The 17050-nt window shown below is 57.7% G+C and carries 16 protein-coding genes; 2 read left to right on the forward strand and 14 right to left on the reverse strand.

The window, feature by feature from the left end:
- Positions 1 to 215 precede the first annotated feature (215 nt).
- From RWM61_RS09860 to RWM61_RS09875, 4 genes are read right to left on the reverse strand one after another with little or no spacing between them, the layout of a single operon-like run.
- Complete coding sequence (locus tag RWM61_RS09860) at positions 216 to 443, reverse strand: sulfurtransferase TusA family protein (protein ID WP_314000130.1); 228 nt, start codon at positions 441 to 443, stop codon at positions 216 to 218.
- 13 nt (positions 444 to 456) lie between these two features.
- Entirely contained in the window at positions 457 to 1605 is a 1149-nt protein-coding gene (locus tag RWM61_RS09865; RefSeq protein WP_314000132.1) for an MBL fold metallo-hydrolase, read from the reverse strand.
- A 19-nt stretch (positions 1606 to 1624) separates the two neighbouring features.
- Positions 1625 to 2020 (reverse strand): DsrE/DsrF/DrsH-like family protein, encoded by a 396-nt coding sequence (locus RWM61_RS09870; RefSeq protein ID WP_314000134.1) that lies wholly within the window; start codon positions 2018 to 2020, stop codon positions 1625 to 1627.
- A 36-nt stretch (positions 2021 to 2056) separates the two neighbouring features.
- Entirely contained in the window at positions 2057 to 2635 is a 579-nt protein-coding gene (locus tag RWM61_RS09875; RefSeq protein ID WP_314000176.1) for a sulfurtransferase TusA family protein, read from the reverse strand.
- A gap of 332 nt (positions 2636 to 2967) precedes the next feature.
- Between RWM61_RS09875 and yfbR the strand changes: the two genes are divergently transcribed.
- Positions 2968 to 3576 carry a 5'-deoxynucleotidase gene (gene yfbR, locus RWM61_RS09880; protein WP_314000136.1) on the forward strand — a complete coding sequence of 203 codons (609 nt, stop codon included), beginning with the start codon at positions 2968 to 2970 and terminating at the stop codon, positions 3574 to 3576.
- Between the two features lie 562 nt (positions 3577 to 4138).
- On the opposite strand, the gene RWM61_RS09885 is transcribed toward yfbR, so the two are convergent.
- The 6 genes from RWM61_RS09885 to RWM61_RS09910 all read right to left on the reverse strand — a co-directional run bounded on the left by RWM61_RS09885 (position 4139) and on the right by RWM61_RS09910 (position 11994).
- Complete coding sequence (locus RWM61_RS09885; RefSeq protein ID WP_314000138.1) at positions 4139 to 4378, reverse strand: hypothetical protein; 240 nt, start codon at positions 4376 to 4378, stop codon at positions 4139 to 4141.
- Between the two features lie 125 nt (positions 4379 to 4503).
- On the reverse strand, positions 4504 to 7443 hold the full coding sequence (locus RWM61_RS09890) for a DEAD/DEAH box helicase (RefSeq protein WP_314000140.1): 2940 nt from the start codon (positions 7441 to 7443) through the stop codon (positions 4504 to 4506).
- Positions 7440 to 9062, reverse strand: a complete 1623-nt coding sequence (locus tag RWM61_RS09895; RefSeq protein ID WP_314000143.1) for an SWIM zinc finger family protein — start codon at positions 9060 to 9062, stop codon at positions 7440 to 7442. Before RWM61_RS09895 ends, RWM61_RS09890 begins: the two co-directional genes overlap by 4 nt.
- 278 nt (positions 9063 to 9340) lie before the next feature.
- Positions 9341 to 10015: a tetratricopeptide repeat protein gene (locus RWM61_RS09900; RefSeq protein ID WP_314000145.1), complete on the reverse strand. Its 675-nt coding sequence runs from the start codon at positions 10013 to 10015 to the stop codon at positions 9341 to 9343.
- Between the two features lie 78 nt (positions 10016 to 10093).
- Complete coding sequence (locus RWM61_RS09905; RefSeq protein ID WP_314000147.1) at positions 10094 to 10990, reverse strand: aldo/keto reductase; 897 nt, start codon at positions 10988 to 10990, stop codon at positions 10094 to 10096.
- Positions 10991 to 11058: 68 nt separating this feature from the next.
- The gene (locus RWM61_RS09910; protein WP_314000149.1) at positions 11059 to 11994 is read right to left on the reverse strand and encodes an aldo/keto reductase; all 936 of its coding nucleotides are present in this window, start codon (positions 11992 to 11994) and stop codon (positions 11059 to 11061) included.
- Positions 11995 to 12293: 299 nt separating this feature from the next.
- Between RWM61_RS09910 and RWM61_RS09915 the strand changes: the two genes are divergently transcribed.
- On the forward strand, positions 12294 to 13178 hold the full coding sequence (locus tag RWM61_RS09915; protein ID WP_314000151.1) for an SDR family oxidoreductase: 885 nt from the start codon (positions 12294 to 12296) through the stop codon (positions 13176 to 13178).
- 125 nt (positions 13179 to 13303) lie between these two features.
- On the opposite strand, the gene larC is transcribed toward RWM61_RS09915, so the two are convergent.
- The 4 genes from larC to RWM61_RS09935 form a co-directional block, all read right to left on the reverse strand.
- The gene (gene larC / locus RWM61_RS09920; RefSeq protein ID WP_314000153.1) at positions 13304 to 14557 is read right to left on the reverse strand and encodes a nickel pincer cofactor biosynthesis protein LarC; all 1254 of its coding nucleotides are present in this window, start codon (positions 14555 to 14557) and stop codon (positions 13304 to 13306) included.
- Positions 14554 to 15234, reverse strand: coding sequence for a nickel pincer cofactor biosynthesis protein LarB (gene larB, locus RWM61_RS09925; RefSeq protein WP_314000155.1), 681 nt, complete (start codon positions 15232 to 15234; stop codon positions 14554 to 14556). The genes larC and larB overlap by 4 nt, the downstream gene beginning before the upstream one ends.
- The gene (gene larE, locus RWM61_RS09930; RefSeq protein ID WP_399538324.1) at positions 15221 to 16057 is read right to left on the reverse strand and encodes an ATP-dependent sacrificial sulfur transferase LarE; all 837 of its coding nucleotides are present in this window, start codon (positions 16055 to 16057) and stop codon (positions 15221 to 15223) included. Before larE ends, larB begins: the two co-directional genes overlap by 14 nt.
- Positions 16058 to 16134: 77 nt before the next feature.
- Positions 16135 to 17013 (reverse strand): aldo/keto reductase, encoded by an 879-nt coding sequence (locus tag RWM61_RS09935; protein ID WP_314000160.1) that lies wholly within the window; start codon positions 17011 to 17013, stop codon positions 16135 to 16137.
- Positions 17014 to 17050: the final 37 nt, after the last annotated feature.

The following is a 17050-nucleotide window of genomic DNA, read 5'->3' on the forward strand; positions in this document are numbered from 1 at the left end:
TGCTGACCAATCTGAAGAAAATATTTGAAGATAAATGCCCGGCCTGCAAGGAACCGTTAACGTTAATCAACGAGACTCTATGCTGCACGAAGGTATGTCCGGAGGGGCACTATAAAGAAGAAAGCTATTGCTCCCTTGGAGTCAGAATCGTATATGACGGTTTAAAATAAGCGAACACGGGCGAGCGTGTTCGCTTATTTTGCTTGCTTCACCATTTAGATCTTTTTCACGAAAAATTTATAAACGCCGTTTTCTTCTTCATGTTTCATGAGTTCATGCTTCGTTTGCTTCACCCAAGCCTGAAAATCGTTGACGGAGCCTTTGTCCGTGGAGAGTACTTCCATCACCTGGCCGGGCTGCAGTCCATCGAGCGCCTTCTTCGCTCTAACGATCGGCATCGGGCATGCCATTCCTTTTGTATCGACAACAAGATCTGCCTGCATGGTTATGCCTCCTTTAGTGATCGTGTACAGCGCAGCGGTTGGGGCCAATCTCCATCTCACGCTGCTCTTCGTCACCGGGCTCGATTTTGCCCATATTGGTTTGCCGGATCTCCTGATACGAATTCGGATGCTCCGGCAGATTTTCCGTAACCAAGCGTCTGAATTCCGATTCCTCCTGGATATTCAGACCGCGGTTGCCGGCATAAAGTTCCGACAAACGAGCCGAAACCTCCCCCCCTTCGCCCAATTCGGATACCTTCCCGAAGTGAGCAGGAAGAACAATTAAATCCGGAGACAATTCTTTATAGCGGCTGTATAACGTCCGTCTGAGATCGCCTGCCCAATCTCCGGCTTGACCCGCCAGGTCCGGACGACCGATCGACTCGATGAACAAGATGTCTCCCGTCAGCAAATACCGGTCGTCCACGATCAGCGACGTACTTCCGATGGTGTGGCCCGGCGAGTAAACCGGCTGAATGCTAATGGTCGTATGTCCCACCTGAATGGCGTGGCCTTCTTCAAGCTTGGCATAATCAAACGTCACTTCAGCAGCATCCTTCGGCGGAAGCCAGTAGGTTCCTTGCGACTGTTCCGCCAGCTTTCTTCCGCCCGAGATATGATCGGCATGGAGATGGGTATCAATCGTGTGCTTAATCGTTACGCCCTGTTCTTCAGCGAAGCTCTTAAATACATCCGTCATGCGAAGCGTGTCCACCACGGCCGCTTCACCGCCTGAGGCAATCATATAAGACAGGCAGCCTTTCCCGATCCGAACAAACTGATAAATGGCGCCGCCGTCCTTTAAATCGCCTATTTTGACCGGCTCCAGATGCTCGCTCCAGGATTTCATGCCGCCTTCCAGATAGAACACCTGATTCCGGCCCGCCTCCGCAAGCTGCTCGGCCACGAACCTGGATGATCCTTCTTTGGCGCACACCACGAGAATCGGCCGGTCATTCGGGATTTGATCGAGAAGGTGATCCACGCCTTCAAGCAGCTCAAAGTAAGGGACATTGATGATATCGATTCCTTCGCCTTCGATCTTCCAGTCCTTGAAGTCGCTCTCGTTGCGCACGTCAAGAATGAACAATCCGTCTTTATTTAGCACCTTGCGGGTTAACTCCGCCGCTGTCATCGGGTTGATTCCTGCTGAAGTCGTCATCGAACATTCTCCCCTCCGTTTAGAACGTTAATGAAACATCGGCATCCTTCGCGAAATCCAGAAAAGTGACCGCGCCGCCGACCTCGATTCCTTCGATGAAATCCGCTTGCTGCAAATTCATGACATCCATAGTCATCTGGCAAGCGATAATTCTGACGCCCATCTCTTGGGCCATCGCTACCAGCTCCGGGATGGACGGCACGTTGGCATTTTTGAACCCTTCGGCAAAATGCTCCCTCCCCGCCGGCATCGGCAATTGATGATACGCTTGCCGGTGAATCAGGTTCAGTCCCTCGAAGGTGAAAAATATGGCCACTTCGGCATCGGTTGCCGCCGAAGCGGTTGCGATGTTGAAAACCTTATAAGCGTCGAACAGCCCGCCGTTGCTTGCGATGATCGCGACTTTCATAGACATATTGTTGTTCCCTCCATGTGCTGTTGTATGTCCGGGCTAGTGGCTCTTTTCGGCCGGACCCGTCCAACCGGCCATGCCGGATTCTACGTTTTTGACATGCTTGAATCCTTTATCCGTGAGCATCCGGCAAGCCAGGTCGCTGCGGTTGCCGGTTCGGCACACGACGTGAATCTCGTCGTCGGGATTCAATTCATGAATCCGTTCTTCCAGTTCACCGAGCGGAATGGGCGTTGCGCCCGGAATGCGGTTGAATGCGTACTCGGCCGGTTCGCGCACGTCCAGCACCGTGATTTTTTCATTGGAAGCAAGCTTATGCATCAGCTCTTCATGCGTTGTCGTAAAGGGATGCTTTTTTTCTTCCTTCACTTCATCCGGGCTCGCCTTGCGAAGATAATGCTTCATTACCTCGCGATCGTGTACGGTACCCAAATACTGATGCCCGGTGGTTTTCGCCCATCCTTGAATATCCGCGAGCGAGCCTTTGTCCGTGGCTTGGACTTCAATCACTTGGCCGGCGGCCAATTCATCCATTGCCTTTTTTGTTTTCACAATCGGCATGGGACAAGCCAGTCCTTGACAATCCAGCGTTTTATCCGCCCGGATTTCTGAATGCATTGACAATTCTCACACCCCCATCATTTATTCGAACAATTCCACCGCGGCAAAGCCAGTAGACCAACGTTAGTTTGCCAACGGCAGGCATGTTCATGCAATGCTGATTGCTGTACCGTTAAAAACCTTTCACAGCCAGGGAGTTATATACATATACCCCTATGGGTATTAATATACGCTGCGATCGCCCTCGTGTCAACACCTTCCTAAGAAAACTCATCACTTAGCTTACGGTCTTTAATGTGATACGATATAAAAACAAGGGCAACCTTGAAGCTTAGATGCCATTTTTTCCCGCATTACTCGATTTAGGCATCGGAAAGGAAAACCGATCTTTGGAGAGCCATTTTTTCGCTTATATGTACAGATTGCGCTATATCGAGCGCTGGAGCCTGATGCGCAACACGACGCCCGAGACGGTCGCCGAGCACTCCTACCATGTCGCGCTGCTGGCGCACATGCTCTGCGAGATCGGCAACCGCGTCTTCGGCCGGAAGCTGAACGCGGACCGGGTCGTCTCCATGGCGCTGTTCCACGATGCGACCGAGGTGTTCACAGGCGACATCCCGACACCGGTGAAGCATCACAACCCCAAAATGCTGGCAAGCTTTCGCGAGATCGAGGCGATGGCCGCCGACCGCCTGCTCGGCATGGTGCCGGAGCCTTTGCGCGACGCTTACGAGCCGCTGCTGGCCGGAGGTGCGGCTTCATCCGATTCGCCCGAACCGGAACGTGAGCTCCTGCCCTATCTCAAAGCGGCCGACCTGCTCGACGCCTACTTGAAATGCCTGTCCGAGCTCTCATCCGGCAACCGCGAGTTCGCCGTCGCCAAAGGCCAAACCGAGCAAAAGCTCGCGAAGCTCGCGATGCCCGAGGTCGAATGGTTCCTCACGCACATGGCGCCCAGCTTCGGCAAAACGCTCGACGAGCTGTCGGGGGACTAACGTGCCATCGCCGTCCAAGCATCCCGGCAAGCCGAAAAAGGGCTGGGTAGACAGCGAAATCACGCTGTCTACCCAGCCCTTCATCCGATGGAGAAACCCGCGTCTTTAATAGACACAAAGACATGGTTTCTCTTTGTTTTCCCCGACCTTCAGCCGGCTCTTACGCACCCGTCGACTTCCCCTAAACATGCCGCCATCGACTTATGTCTGGCTCTCTCAGCTTTTAACCATACGCACGGCTGCGCTCCTCATTCCGAATGCCCCCGTTGGATTTCATCCAGCGCAAATTTAGTTTCCATCCTCTTCTCTCCGCTATATTGGATTCTCTCCAACCAAATGAAACATCAATGACGCTTCAGAGGAGAAAACGGTCAATTCATTGGAGGTTTTCCAACATAAACCTAGCTTCCAGTGAAAAGAGGACGTTTTGTTGGATGATTTCCAACGCGGGATTGCATGACGAACTCACGATTGTCTAAAAGCGCCGCATCCGCTCAATCATAGACAATGCCAGACGATTCGTTCCTCTTGGACGCTGCCGACAAACAACCTTGCACAAATCCTATTCGCGCAGCCTTTCCACCGCTTTGCGCACCTCGACGAAGAGTTCCCGCCACTCGGGACTCGCATCCGGACGGATGCCGCCCGTGCGGTTGTGCTGCCCGAACGCTCCGGCAGTTGCCCATTCGTCATCAACTGTTTCTGACCGCCCGCGAACGGCCGGCACATCCGTTTCGATCGATTCCAGCCGTCCGCGATCGCGATCGTCAAGCCCTTTTAGGGCCGCTTCGTTCCAAGCCACCGCTCGCCACCTCCGCAATCCGTGAATTCTTACTGCCCTGCTCACTCCCTGCATCACAGTCGCCACTTATCACCGCACGTAACACACCGCTGATCGCGCGCGTCCGCCATTCCCCCACAATCCCGCTAGCTGTGAAGCCGGCTTCGCCGCAGCGTGAACAGGGCGCGCAGCTCGTCTTTGTCCAGCTCCGTGATCCAGCCCTCCGACTGTCCGACGACCTGCTCGTTCAGCGATTGCTTGCGCGAGAGCATGTCGTCGATCCGCTCTTCGAGCGTGCCGATCGTGATGAATTTGTGCACCTGCACGTCCTTCGTCTGGCCGATCCGGAAAGCGCGGTCCGTCGCCTGATTCTCCACGGCGGGGTTCCACCAGCGGTCGAAATGAAACACATGGTTGGCGGCCGTCAGGTTCAAACCGGTACCTCCCGCCTTCAGCGACAGCACGAACGCGCAGCCCGGCAGCTCCGGGTTCTGAAACCGCTCGATCATCACGTCGCGCTCCTTCTTCGGCACGCCTCCGTGCAAATACGGCACCGGCAGGCCGAGCCTTTTCTCCAGCTGAGCCTTGAGCATTGCGCCCATATCCACAAACTGCGTGAAAATGAGGCACCGCTCGCCCTCCGCCGCCACCTCGTCCACCATCTCCAGCAGGCGGGTCACTTTGCCCGAGCGTTCGCTGTCCCAGCGTTCGGGACGGCGCGGCACGTCGCCGAGCGTCAGCGACGGATGGTCGCACAGCTGCTTCAGCTTCGTCAGCGCGGCCAGAATCAGTCCGCGCCGCTGCATCGGATTCAGGCCGTCCAGGCCGTTCAGCAGCTCGGTCACCGTGTTTTCGTAAAGCGCTCCCTGCTCGGCGGTGAGGGACACGTAGGTTTTCTGCTCGTTTTTGTCCGGCAGCGCCAGCCGGATGTTCGGATCCTTCTTCAGCCGGCGCAGCATGAACGGCTTCACCCACTGCTGCAGCTGGCGGATCATGCCTTCCTCGCGCGTTTTCTCGATCGGCGCCACGACCTCGCGGCGAAATTCGGTCAAATTGCCGAGATACCCGGGATTCATGAAATCGTGAATCGACCACAGCTCCGTCAGCCTGTTCTCCATCGGCGTCCCCGTCATCGCAATGCGATGGCGGGCATTCAGCCTGCGTATGGCCGACGACTGCTTCGTGTACACGTTCTTTATATTCTGGGCCTCGTCCAGGCACAAGGTGTCCCAATCGACGGCCCCGAGCTCGTCTTCGTCCAGCGGGGCAAGCGCATACGAGGTGATGACTAGGTCGGCGTCCCGTACCGAATCCGCAAAATCAACGCCCTTCATCCGGCGCGCCCCGTAATGGATATGCACCTTAAGGCCGGGCGCGAACCGCTCCAGTTCCTTTTCCCAGTTGCCGATAACGGATGTCGGGCAGATGAGCAAGGATGGCGCATGCTCCGCATCGGCGGCATTCAGCCGCTCCTTCACATGCAGCAGATAGGCGGTGAACTGGATCGTTTTGCCGAGGCCCATGTCATCGGCCAGACAACCGCCGAGTCCGAATTGCCGCAGGAAAGCGAGCCACGACACGCCCTCCAATTGATAAGGGCGAAGCTCGCCGCGGAAGCCCTCCGGCTTGTCGATCACCGGCAGCTCGGAGGCGCGCTGCAGCCGCTCCAGCCAGGAAGCCAGGTGCGCGTTCAGCTCAATCTCGGCCTGCGGGCCCCGTCCGGTTCCGTCTTCCTCGTAGCCCTGCAGCGGCAGGCCGCCGCGCAAATGCCATTCCAGCACGTCCCGGAACGACATCCCCTTCGACTTGCCTTTGCGCTTCATCCACTCCCGGATCAGCTTCACATCGTTCGGGTCCAGATGCACCCATTCCCCGCGTACGTTCAGCAGCCTCCGGTTGTCGGCCGCCAGCCGCACAAATTCCTCCTCCGACAGATCGATATCGCCGACCGCCAGCTTCCAATCGAAATCGACGATCTGGTTCAAACCGAACATCGGCTGCTCGGCTGTGCCGACCGACGATTTCACCTTCGCGCGAAGCCGCATCCGCCGGCTGCGCGCCGCTTCCCACCAGGCCGGCAGCATAACCGGGCAGCCCGCCTGCAGCAGCCGCACGCTGCCGTCCTGCAGAAACCGCCAGGCCTCCTCCTCGGACAGCGCGAGCCGCAAAGCCGCGGGATTGCCGGCGTCGCCGGCCAGCTCCGGCAGCGCAGCCGTCCATTTCGCTTCCTCCTTGGCCAGCTTGGGTCCGAGCCATCGCTCCCACTCGGCCGGAGGCTCGCCCGATTCCGCCTGCCATGCGCCGCTTTCGCCGCGCGCAAGCCGAACGGTCCGCTCCGGCTCCGACCGTTCGCGCAGCATGACGCGCAGCCGCCAGCCTTCGCGTCCATCCGGCTCCACCAGCTGCAGCGCGGTGCGGAACGGCGTTTCATCCGGCTTCCAGCCGATGCCGACCAGCCAATCGTCCTCATCCGCCGCCGTGCGGGCCGACAGATCGGCGCCCGTGCGCCCGTTCAGCCGTAGCAGCGCGTCCGCCGCCTCCGGTTCGGAGGCGATCACCTCTTCCACCGCTTCGCCGAGCCAGCCCTCCACCCCGACGAGCCCCAAAGCGGCGGCTTCGCTCATCAGCACGGTCCATTGCCGCCGCGCCGCTTCCTCCGCGCCGGGCGGAGCCGCGCTCCAGCGGCGTTTGCCTTCCGACCAGCCGGCCAGGTCGGGCGCATACCAGCCGGACAGCATCGCCCGCCGGATCCACTGAGCCGTCCGGCGAAGCAGCTCCGCCCGAGGGCTCCAGCTCACTTGTATAAGCCGCAAGTGGCCCGGCTCGGCCATATAATCCATCGCCAGGAGCGGCGACAGCAGCAAGCCCTCGAGCGCGCCTTTCTGATGCTTGCCCACACTCTCCCCATACCAGGATGCGGCGTGCCGGCCGAAAAGCATGCCCCGCAGCCGCTCGAGCGGGGCGTTCCATTCAGGCGCGATCAGCCACAGCCCTTCTCCCGGCAGCCAGTAGGCGTCGAGCTCTCCGATCGCCGTCCCCATCCTGCCGGCGGCCGCTTTCATCCCTGCCGTTCCCGGTCCGATCATGTTACGAGCTTTCCTTTCTTCATTTCCTCCTGCAGCGCGCGCAGCCTGGAATACTTCCGGTTAACATGGCCGATATACCTGGACCATACCGCGCCCCTGCCGGTCGATTGATACAGCTTCTCGAGTCTTTTCAGCAGCTTGACGGCCGTCCTGTAGCCTTGGCGGTTGCGCGACCGGATCGATTCGTCCACCGCCTGGTGATAAAGCGGGATCAACAGGCCGGGCTCCGCCTTGGCCGCAATGCGCAGGTCCTGCGCGTCCAGCTCGTCGGGCCGCATCCCCATATACAGCTGCAGATCGGCCCACTCCCGAAACTTGCCTCTCTCCAGCCAATGTGCGGACAGCTCCGGATAAGCGTAAGGCAAATGTCCCGTCATGAGCCGAGTCCACCGGTCCGATTCCGGCTGCTTCACATCGGCCTCCCGGCACAGCTTCAAATAAGGCCGCAGCAGCGCCACGTTCCGGCAGTCAGCCAGCCGCCCGCGGATAAAATCCAGCCATTCCGCGAGCGCGTCGAACCGCTCCTCCTCGAGGCAATGTCCGGCGAAAGCATACACGATAAGAGAGGTCCGCTCGAACGGCGTCCGCGACAGCGCTCCGATCGCCTCGCTGTTGCGGCCCTCGCGAAAATCAAGATGGGCGAGCGCCGCATGCAGCGCGGCGGATGGTTTGCCGCCGTCCGCCGGCTCGGCCAGCAAAGCGGTCAGCTTGTCGCGTTCCGACCGGCGCCACTCCGACACCTCCGCCATCCGCTCCCATAAGACGTGATACATGAAATCCCAACGCAGAAGCGTATAATCTTCGTTCAAGGAGGCGTCCCGCAGCGTTTCGTTCAGGAAAAAAAGCCATTCGCGCTCGTTATCGGGCAACGCGTCCGCATCCAGCTCGGACACCAGCTCGTTGAAATTGCCGATCCAGGGATCGACCGAGCGGGTGAAGGACATCTCATAATAATAACGGTTGTAGGCATCCGTAGAGGCATAAGCCCGCTCCACCTGCTCCAGGACGAAGGCGACCGCATGCAGCCAATGCAGGCGCTGCAGCCGTTTCGGCCAATTTCTCGCTTTGCCCTTGAGCTCCTGAAGGATAGGCTGGAGCGGGTGCAGCGAGTGCTTGCATTGCTTCCACACGCCGCCGTAATGTTGCTCGAACCACAAGCGCCAAGCCTGCGGGCCGTCGGTATGTCCGGGAGGCGAGTCGACCGAAGCGCCTGATGCGTTTGGTGCATTTGATGCATTTGACGAGCCCGAAGCCGCCGGTCTCTCACGCCCGCCGCCTGGCTCACCATCGCCCGTCATGCGCTGGAAAGACGCCTCCGCGTCCTCGCCCGCCGAAGCGATATATTGAAAGAAAACCGCCGCCATATGCTTGCAATAGTCCTCGAACGGACAAGTGCATGTGCTGTAAGCGAAGTCGTCCGTGTCCAGCGTAACCGCGTATACGGCGCTTCCGTTCACGGCCCCGTAGACGGTGTTGCCTTCGACGACCTCGGTCACGAACACGCGCCGATCGCGGTAATACTCGTAGCCCCGCCGCAGTATTTGGTTCGCCGCACGCGTGCCGAGTTCCCGTTCCAAATAATCCGTTTGATCCTCCGCCAAACGGTTCGTGACAGTCATGGCACCCTGCTCCTTCCCTCATCATGCCCGGAACCGTTTCCCTGAAGGCGTCCTTATATTATACCAAACAAAAGGCTTTCCTGCCGAAAAAATCGGCAAGAAAGCCTTGTTAGCGCCCTGCGCCCCCGTCATCGGACCGTTACGGTGCAGCCCGCCCGGTCAGTGGGGAATTGCCTCTCCCGTGACCGCCGCGGGATGGAAAGCATCGCCGCGGAGCTTGCAAAAAAGGCTCCGCCCGCTGCGGAACCTTGGCGCGCCGTACACGAGCCGGCTATTCGTCACACACCGTTTTTGGCAAAAAAGCTGCGAAGCGCCCAGCCCCGCTCTCCGCGTTTCTTGTAACGGGGGAGGGTGCGGTATACGTCCAGGGCTTCTTCAAAAGCCCGGCGGGCTTCCCCTTTGCGATCCAGCGCTTTGTAAATGCGGCCCATTCGGTAATAGCCTTCACAGGACGAGGAATGTATGCCCCGGAACGCCTCAAGATAGCCGAGCGCCTTGGCGGCGTCCTTGCCGGCCGTGACGGATGCCAGCCGCAGATAAGGCTCGCCGTATTTGACCCGCGGGTTGATGTCCAGCGCCTGCAGAATCGCCTGCTCGCCTTCGTCCGTCTTTCCCGTATGCAAATAGGCCGTCCCCAGATCGTCCCAATATTCCGCAGAATGCTCCATCGTATCGCCGATCGTTTCGAGCACGCGCCTGGCGCCGGCGTAATCCTTCTTGTCGAGCAGGAGCCGCGCAAGCTCCATTTTGGCCGATACGTCGTTCCGGTTGAGCGACAGCTGCTGCCGGAGCTTGGCGATCCGGCTGCGGCGTTTGAGCGGTTTGACGAAGCTCGGCGTCAGGCCGACGAAACGCCGGTCCAGCAAATAAAGCGCCGCCAGCAGAACCACAATCGCCACGAACGGATTGCCGAAAATATACCACAACAAGCCGAACAACAATATTTTCGCCATACTGCCCCCATCCCGAATACAGTGTCAGCTACCATTGTACCATATTAGGAAGCGGGGAAACCTGCGCCCTGATTAATTTTACAGCAGCTCGGCCGCGCGCGCGTTCGCTTCGACCTGCTCGGGTGTTTTGCAGCCCGGTATGACGCTATGTACCGCAGGATGGCGCAAGCACCAGGCCAAAGCCCATTCGGACATCGGCACGCCTTCGGGAACCTCCTCCTCGCGGATCCGTTCCACCTCGTCCAGCATTCGGGCGCGTTCCTCCACGGCGGCGTTGCCCCTCGAGCGATGGTCGTTGTCGGGGAACACGACGCCTTTGCGGTATTTCCCGCTCAGAAACCCGCTTGCCAGCGGCACTCTCGCCAGAACGCCCAGGTTTTGCCGCTCGCAGGAAGGAAAGACCTCCGCTTCGGGCTTGCGGTCCAGCCGATTGTATACCACTTGAATGACGTCGGCCCCGTAGTCGGTCGCTTTGTCGGTCTGATAGATATTGGTGTTCGCCCCGATCGAGATGCCGAGGCAGCATATTTTGCCCGCCTGCTTCTGCTTGTCGAGCATCGTCCACAACGCGTCGTTGTCGAAGTCCCGGTCAGGCAGCGAATGGAATTGGTACAGGTCGACGTAATCCGTCTGCAGCGCGCGCAGCGAGTCCTCCAGCTGCTTTTGGACGGCCTCGGGGGACGCTAAGTCGTCACGCGAAAAATTCGACTTGAACCGGTGCCCGAACTTCGTCGCCACAATCCAGTCCTCACGCCGGTCCTCCTTCAGAAAACCTCCGATCAACCGCTCCGACAGATGATCGCCGTAGCATTCCGCCGTATCGATCAGATTGATCCCCAGCTCCTTGCCGCGGCGGAGCACAGCGTTCGCCTCTCCCTGCGAATAGTCGACGCCCCATTCGCCTCCGAATTGCCAGGTGCCGATTCCGATAACCGAAACGTTCAATCCTGTACGTCCGAGCAATCTGTACTTCATCGTTTCCTTTTCCTCCCGCCGGATTGCCAATAATTTGTTTTAGTTGAACCGGGCCGTGCGGCAGCCGCTCAGGCGTCAAGCAGCAAATAAGCCGTTTGATCCGGGGTCAGCTTCGTTTCCGCCGCGCGCACGTTGTCGAGCAATTGGCCGACCGTGCGGCAGCCGAGCACCGGCACGACCGTGAAAGGCTGCGCCAGCAAATAGCCGAGCACGATCGACGTCACCGGAGTTCCCGACTGCCGCGCAAGCATCTCCACCCGCTCCGCCCGCCTCATGTTGAAGTCGGAGCCGTACATTTTACGCTTATCGGGATCCAGCGATTCGAACGGAATGCCGTCCGCCAGCTTGCTGAAGAAGCCGCCCGCCGAAGAAGCATAAGGGAAAGCGGCTATGCCCCCGTCCCTGAACAGCGTATACAACTCTTCATCCATGGCGACCAGCGCCGGATCGACGAAGCTCGGATCCGCTTCCGCGAGGCTCCACATCGTCTGGCCTCCGACGAAGCCTTCCTGGCCCGACTTCACCGCGTAGATGCCCGCCTCTTTAACGCGCGGCGCCGTCCAGTTGGCAAAGCCGAAATGCCGGATCAGCCCTCTGCGAACCTGCGCGTTCAGCGTGTCGATGACCTGCTCGACAGACTGCGTCCGGTTGTCCCAATGAACGAAGTACAGATCGATGACGTCCGTCTGAAGCCGTTCGAGCGTGGCTTCCAGATCCTGCGCAATCCATTCTGCCGGCCGGCAGCATTTGGCGGCGAGCAGCCATTTGTCCCTGTCTCCGCGCTTGGCCAGCCATCTGCCGATCATCCGCTCGCCTTCCCCCGGCGTATCCGTCGCCCGGTGCGCATAAGCGCCGGCCGCGTCGATCAGATTGCCCCCCGCATCCCCGAAAGCATCCATCAGCCGCTCCGCTTCATCCGGCCCAACCGTATCGCCGAAGCCCGCCGTACCGAGGCACAGGATCGATGCTTCCATTGTCGTGCGCGGCAGTTGAACCCGTTTCATTCAAGCATCACTCCTAACGTTGTCCGCAGCCATGCTTCCCTGTTCGCTCCGCAGCGACAACCGTCAGGTCGAGGAAGCATTCGCCGTCATTGGCGAGTGCCGTCCTCTTTTATTCACCATTTTTCGGTGTCATTCTATCATATAGCCGCGGATTGGGCAAAAATGTTTTATTCGCGGAAAACGGTCGCTTGTTCGGGCATTTTAAATCGGACGGGCATGTATAGGATCGGTTTTCTCTTTCTAGAATAAGGGTAATCTTTAGACGTACCTTATTCCAATTTGTTCAGGAGGGATTGCCGATGCCGAGCAAAACGACGGAGAAGGAAACACTGCAAAAACAAACGTTCCCGCCCCAGGAGCAGCACCGACAGCCGGGCGTTGAAACCAAAATGCATCCCAAACCGGAAATCGAATCGCCGAATTATAAGGCAGCAGGAAAGCTGCTGGGCAAAGCCGCTCTCATTACCGGAGGCGACAGCGGGATCGGCCACGCCGCCGCCATCGCGTTCGCCAAGGAAGGCGCGGATGTCGCAATCGTCTATTTGAATGAAGACAATGACGCGCAGGCCGCCAAAAAGCGGATCGAGGAGCTGGGCAAGCGCTGCCTGCTCATCCCCGGCGACATCGGAGACGAAACGTTCTGCCGAAAAGCGGTCGAGCAGACGGTGCAGGCGTTCGGCAAGCTCGACATCCTCGTCAACAATGCCGCCGAACAGCATCCGCAGCAAAGCATCGAGGATATTACGGCCGAACAGCTGGAGAAAACGTTCCGGACGAACATTTTCTCGATGTTCTTCCTGACGAAAGCGGCAATGCCCCATCTGCAAAAGGGCGCGTCGATCATCAACACCTCATCGATCACCGCTTACGAAGGAAACCCGATGCTGCTCGACTACTCGTCGACGAAGGGCGCGATCGTTTCCTTCACGCGGGCGCTCTCGAACAACGTGTCGAGCAAAGGCATCCGCGTCAACGCCGTGGCGCCCGGACCGATCTGGACGCCGCTCATCCCGTCGACGTTCGACGCCGGGAAGGTGGCCAAGTTCGGCTCCGACACGCCGATGAAGCGCGCCGGCCAGCCGTCCGAGCTCGCGGCGGCTTACGTATACCTGGCCAGCGACGACTCGACCTATATGTCCGGCCAAACGCTGCACCTGAACGGCGGACAAGTCGTCAACGGGTAAACGGGCATCCGGCGGAAAACCGCCGAAGCCGAAAAACGTCAGAAAGGAGTTCACCCCTCCTTTCCGACGTTTTTTGTGCATTGGCTATTGAAATGAAATGTCAGGTTCGACCGTGCCCATGACGTTTAGAGTTGTAGACTCCGGGTGCATGCGCCTGCCTGGATATGGTCGGCACCTGCCGAAACGGCAAGCTGGTACATTTCCTGAAACGGGACTCCACTCTGTTTTGCAGTCTTTGCCACATCCTCATACTCGGGCGAAAAATGAAGAACCTGATCTCCCCTGATCGCCAGTTTAATACGAACAGGTCCATACGGTGTCTCAATCGTCATAAATGCTCTGTCAAGGATCCGTCTCATCCATTTGGTTCGCCGCACCCCCAGCGTCGCGGTTTCCCTCAGCAATACATCTTCACATCTCTGCAGAGATGCATCGGGAACCAGTACGGTTATAAGCGTGCCCGGGCGGTTTTTTTTCATATAAATCGGCGTGTAGAAAACATCCGCAGCTCCGCTCTCAAACAATCGTTCCATCGTATAACCGAGCGCTTCTCCGGTCATATCATCCAACTGGGCTTCTACGACAAAGATGGATTCTTGTCCGTCGAGGTCCGGCTTTGGCTGCATCAGCAAAGCCCTCAGCACATTGGGATGCGCAAAATCTTTCGTGCCCGCGCCATACCCGACTTTCTCGATTGTAAGCGGCGGCAGGCCGCCGAATTTCTTCACAAGCGCCTTTAGGATGCCTGCGCCTGTCGGAGTTGTCAATTCACCGGCCGCGTTCAGCTCGGCCAGAGGAATACCGATCAGCAGCTCGGCTGTGGCCGGAGCAGGGATCGGATACAACCCATGGGCCATCTTCACTTTTCCTTGCCCTGTCGGAACCGGCGATGCGTAAATCTCCTCGATTTCGAGGTTTTCCAGAGCTAAACAGACGCCAATCGTGTCGATAATGGAATCCATTGCACCCACCTCATGGAAATGGACTTCCTCCGGCGTCACGCCATGGATTTTCCCTTCCGCCTTCGCGATGGCTTGAAACACGGCGGCGCTTCGCTGTTTCACCCTTTCAGGCAGTCCACTCCCTTCAATCATGCGAATAATATCCGCGGCTTTTCGGTGCGAATGTCGGCGGTGATCATGCCGTCCGCCATCCGGCTCATGTCTATGGGAATGAGGGTGTTCACCGATATGTAAACGCAGCTTCTTGGCAGAAATTCCCCGTTTGTCGACCGGATCGATATGCATGGTAAAAGGATCGATAGGAAGCGCTCTGAGCTGCTCTTCAATGTAGGAGAGATCCGCGCCCAAATCGATCAATGCCGCCAAGGTCATATCTCCGGCAATACCGGAGATGCAGTCCAGGTACAATGCCTTCATTTTGCTCCCGCCTCCATCACCAGTCGTTGAATAGCTGCGGCTTGGTAACCGGCGCCGAAGCCGTTATCGATATTCACCACGGAAACCCCCGCGGCACAAGACGTCAACATGGACAGCAGCGGGGTCAAGCCATGAAAGTGGGCTCCATATCCGATCGATGTGGGGACGGCAATGACCGGCCGCCGCACCATTCCGCCGACTACGCTGGCAAGCGCTCCTTCCATGCCTGCCACCACGACCAATACATTCGCTTCTTGAAGCTTGTCCCGATAAGCCAACAGCCGATCAATACCGGCCACACCGACGTCGTATATTTTCTCGACCCGGCACCCCATCCATTCGGCGGTACCCGCCGCTTCTTCGGCAACCGGCAAGTCGGAAGTGCCCGCACATAGAACAAGAACTTTGCCCGCAAATCGCTCGGCAGACCGGCCCAGGCTGATTAAACGGGAGACCGGATCGTAGCAAGCATCGGGGAAATCTTGTTTCACAGCCTGCGCCATTTCCTCTGTGGCAAGCGTTACAAGCGCTTTGCCGTGAGCTTTCATCAGGCGTTCAAAAATAGCGGCTACCTGGGCGGCCGTTTTCCCTTTCCCGAAGATCACTTCAGGACAGCCCGTTCTCGCTTCCCTTGCATAGTCCACTTTGCTGAACCCCAAGTCCTCAAACTGATTCATGCTGCCCACTCCAACCTCCTGCCGATGACAGAACCTGATTCATGCTTCCGCTGCGGTATCCGAACAAATCGAGCGTGACGTATTTATAGCCATACGATTGCAGGGTGCTGCCGATTTTGTCGAGATTGCGCATAATGATTGGCATCTGTTCGGGCATCACTTCGATTCTTGCAATCTCCCCATGCGTCCGGACCCTTACTTGGCGTATGCCCAGGGATTTTATGAAGGCTTCCGATTTATCGATTTTCGTCAACTTTTGTTGCGTGATGGTTTCACCGTAGGCGATGCGCGAAGACAGACAAGCAAAGGAAGGTTTATCCCATGTCGGCAGTCCGAGCTCACGGGATAATTCCCTGATTTCTTCTTTATGCAAATTCACCTCGGCCAGAGGCCCTCTTACCCCATACTCTTTTGCCGCCTGTGTACCTGGCCGGTGCTCGCTCATATCGTCCGCAATCAGTCCGAAAACCACATTCTTGTAACCGTTCCCGGTCATGATCGGGATCAAGTGCTCGAATAAACTTTTTTTGCAAAAATAGCAGCGGTTAGACGTGTTTTCGCTGTATCCCGGGATCGCAAGCTCCGATGTTTGAATGATTTGATGCGAAGCCCCGATAAGTTCGGCCAGCTTCTTGGCTTCCAGCAATTCCGCCGACGGATACGTTTCCGAATCGGCGGTTACCGCCAAAACATTGTCAGGCCCGAGCTCATCCAAAGCCACCTTAAGCAAAAAGGTGCTGTCCACTCCTCCGGAAAAAGCGACGACTACACTCTGCATATTTCTAAGCGTCTCTTTTAATGCTTCCAGTTTCCCATGCGGCACGCTCATTCTCCTTTCCCCACCTTTCCCGGTCGACCGCGCGAAACGGGCGAATCGTCATTCGCTTTCCTCTCGTTCCCTCACGCGATGGATGTCGGCGAACCGAACACGGAGGTATAGCCGCTGATCGAGCCAAGAATGCGTTCCGCCTTTTCGTCGTTCATCGATCCGAACCGCTCGACCGCATCGACGATTTTGGGGAACAAGCGGATATCCCCTGCGCTGGCAAAACCGGCCACCCCCGGAAAAGAAAGCACAAAATGCACGCAAGCGTCGATGACTTCCTGCCTGTCAAAGGGCTCGTACCACGTCGCGTATTGACGCTGTTGATCCTCGCCCCACGGAGCCTTGGCGATCGCCTTAATCACCCGAACGGCGGCGTTCTGTTTGTTGGCTTCTTCCATTAGCGCGTCAAACGCTTCGCGGTATTCGGCTAAAGCGTACATGTAATAATTGAGCGGAAGCAGAACGGTCTCAAACGGGAACCGGCGAAGCGCTTCCAAATGCGCAATAGGAGCTTCGTGCCCATGGCCCGTAATGCCGATCGCTTTAACGACCCCTTCTTCTTTCGCTTCAAGAGCCGCTTCCAGAGCGCCTCCTTTTTCCGTACATCTATCCAGCTCTTCCACGGTTCCCACAGCATGCAGTTGAAGCAGGTCCACGGAATCCACCTGCATCCGTTCCAAAGAACGGTAAATTTCTTCTTTCGCTTCCTTTTTCGATCGCTGTCCGGTCTTTGTAGCCAAAAAGATGTCTTTCCGCACCTTGCTGATGATCGGACCCATCCGCACTTCGGCATCCCCGTAACTGGCGGCGGTGTCAAAGTGGTTAACGCCGTGCCGGAGCGCAAAGGAGATAGATTCATCCGCTTCTTCCTGCGTTACGTTACCCAGACTGGCTGCGCCGAACATAACCACCGAACCTTCAAAACCCAAACGGCCTATTTTTCGCTTCAACATATACGACGCACCTCCTGCAAAGTTTCACACGATTCTA

It is taken from the genome of uncultured Paenibacillus sp., assembly GCF_963515335.1.
In the GTDB taxonomy this organism is placed as follows: Bacteria; Bacillota; Bacilli; order Paenibacillales; family Paenibacillaceae; genus Paenibacillus_I.

What these genes read in the sequence shown, in the direction of transcription:
- RWM61_RS09860 (WP_314000130.1), bottom strand. Translation starts at nt 443, where the DNA reads ATGCAGGCAGATCTTGTTGTCGATACAAAAGGAATGGCATGCCCGATG.
- RWM61_RS09865 (WP_314000132.1), bottom strand. Translation starts at nt 1,605, where the DNA reads ATGACGACTTCAGCAGGAATCAACCCGATGACAGCGGCGGAGTTAACC.
- RWM61_RS09870 (WP_314000134.1), bottom strand. Translation starts at nt 2,020, where the DNA reads ATGTCTATGAAAGTCGCGATCATCGCAAGCAACGGCGGGCTGTTCGAC.
- RWM61_RS09875 (WP_314000176.1), bottom strand. Translation starts at nt 2,635, where the DNA reads ATGCATTCAGAAATCCGGGCGGATAAAACGCTGGATTGTCAAGGACTG.
- RWM61_RS09890 (WP_314000140.1), bottom strand. Translation starts at nt 7,443, where the DNA reads ATGATCGGACCGGGAACGGCAGGGATGAAAGCGGCCGCCGGCAGGATG.
- RWM61_RS09895 (WP_314000143.1), bottom strand. Translation starts at nt 9,062, where the DNA reads ATGACTGTCACGAACCGTTTGGCGGAGGATCAAACGGATTATTTGGAA.
- RWM61_RS09900 (WP_314000145.1), bottom strand. Translation starts at nt 10,015, where the DNA reads ATGGCGAAAATATTGTTGTTCGGCTTGTTGTGGTATATTTTCGGCAAT.
- RWM61_RS09905 (WP_314000147.1), bottom strand. Translation starts at nt 10,990, where the DNA reads ATGAAGTACAGATTGCTCGGACGTACAGGATTGAACGTTTCGGTTATC.
- RWM61_RS09910 (WP_314000149.1), bottom strand. Translation starts at nt 11,994, where the DNA reads ATGAAACGGGTTCAACTGCCGCGCACGACAATGGAAGCATCGATCCTG.
- RWM61_RS09915 (WP_314000151.1), top strand. Translation starts at nt 12,294, where the DNA reads ATGCCGAGCAAAACGACGGAGAAGGAAACACTGCAAAAACAAACGTTC.
- larC (WP_314000153.1), bottom strand. Translation starts at nt 14,557, where the DNA reads ATGAAGGCATTGTACCTGGACTGCATCTCCGGTATTGCCGGAGATATG.
- larB (WP_314000155.1), bottom strand. Translation starts at nt 15,234, where the DNA reads ATGAATCAGTTTGAGGACTTGGGGTTCAGCAAAGTGGACTATGCAAGG.
- RWM61_RS09935 (WP_314000160.1), bottom strand. Translation starts at nt 17,013, where the DNA reads ATGTTGAAGCGAAAAATAGGCCGTTTGGGTTTTGAAGGTTCGGTGGTT.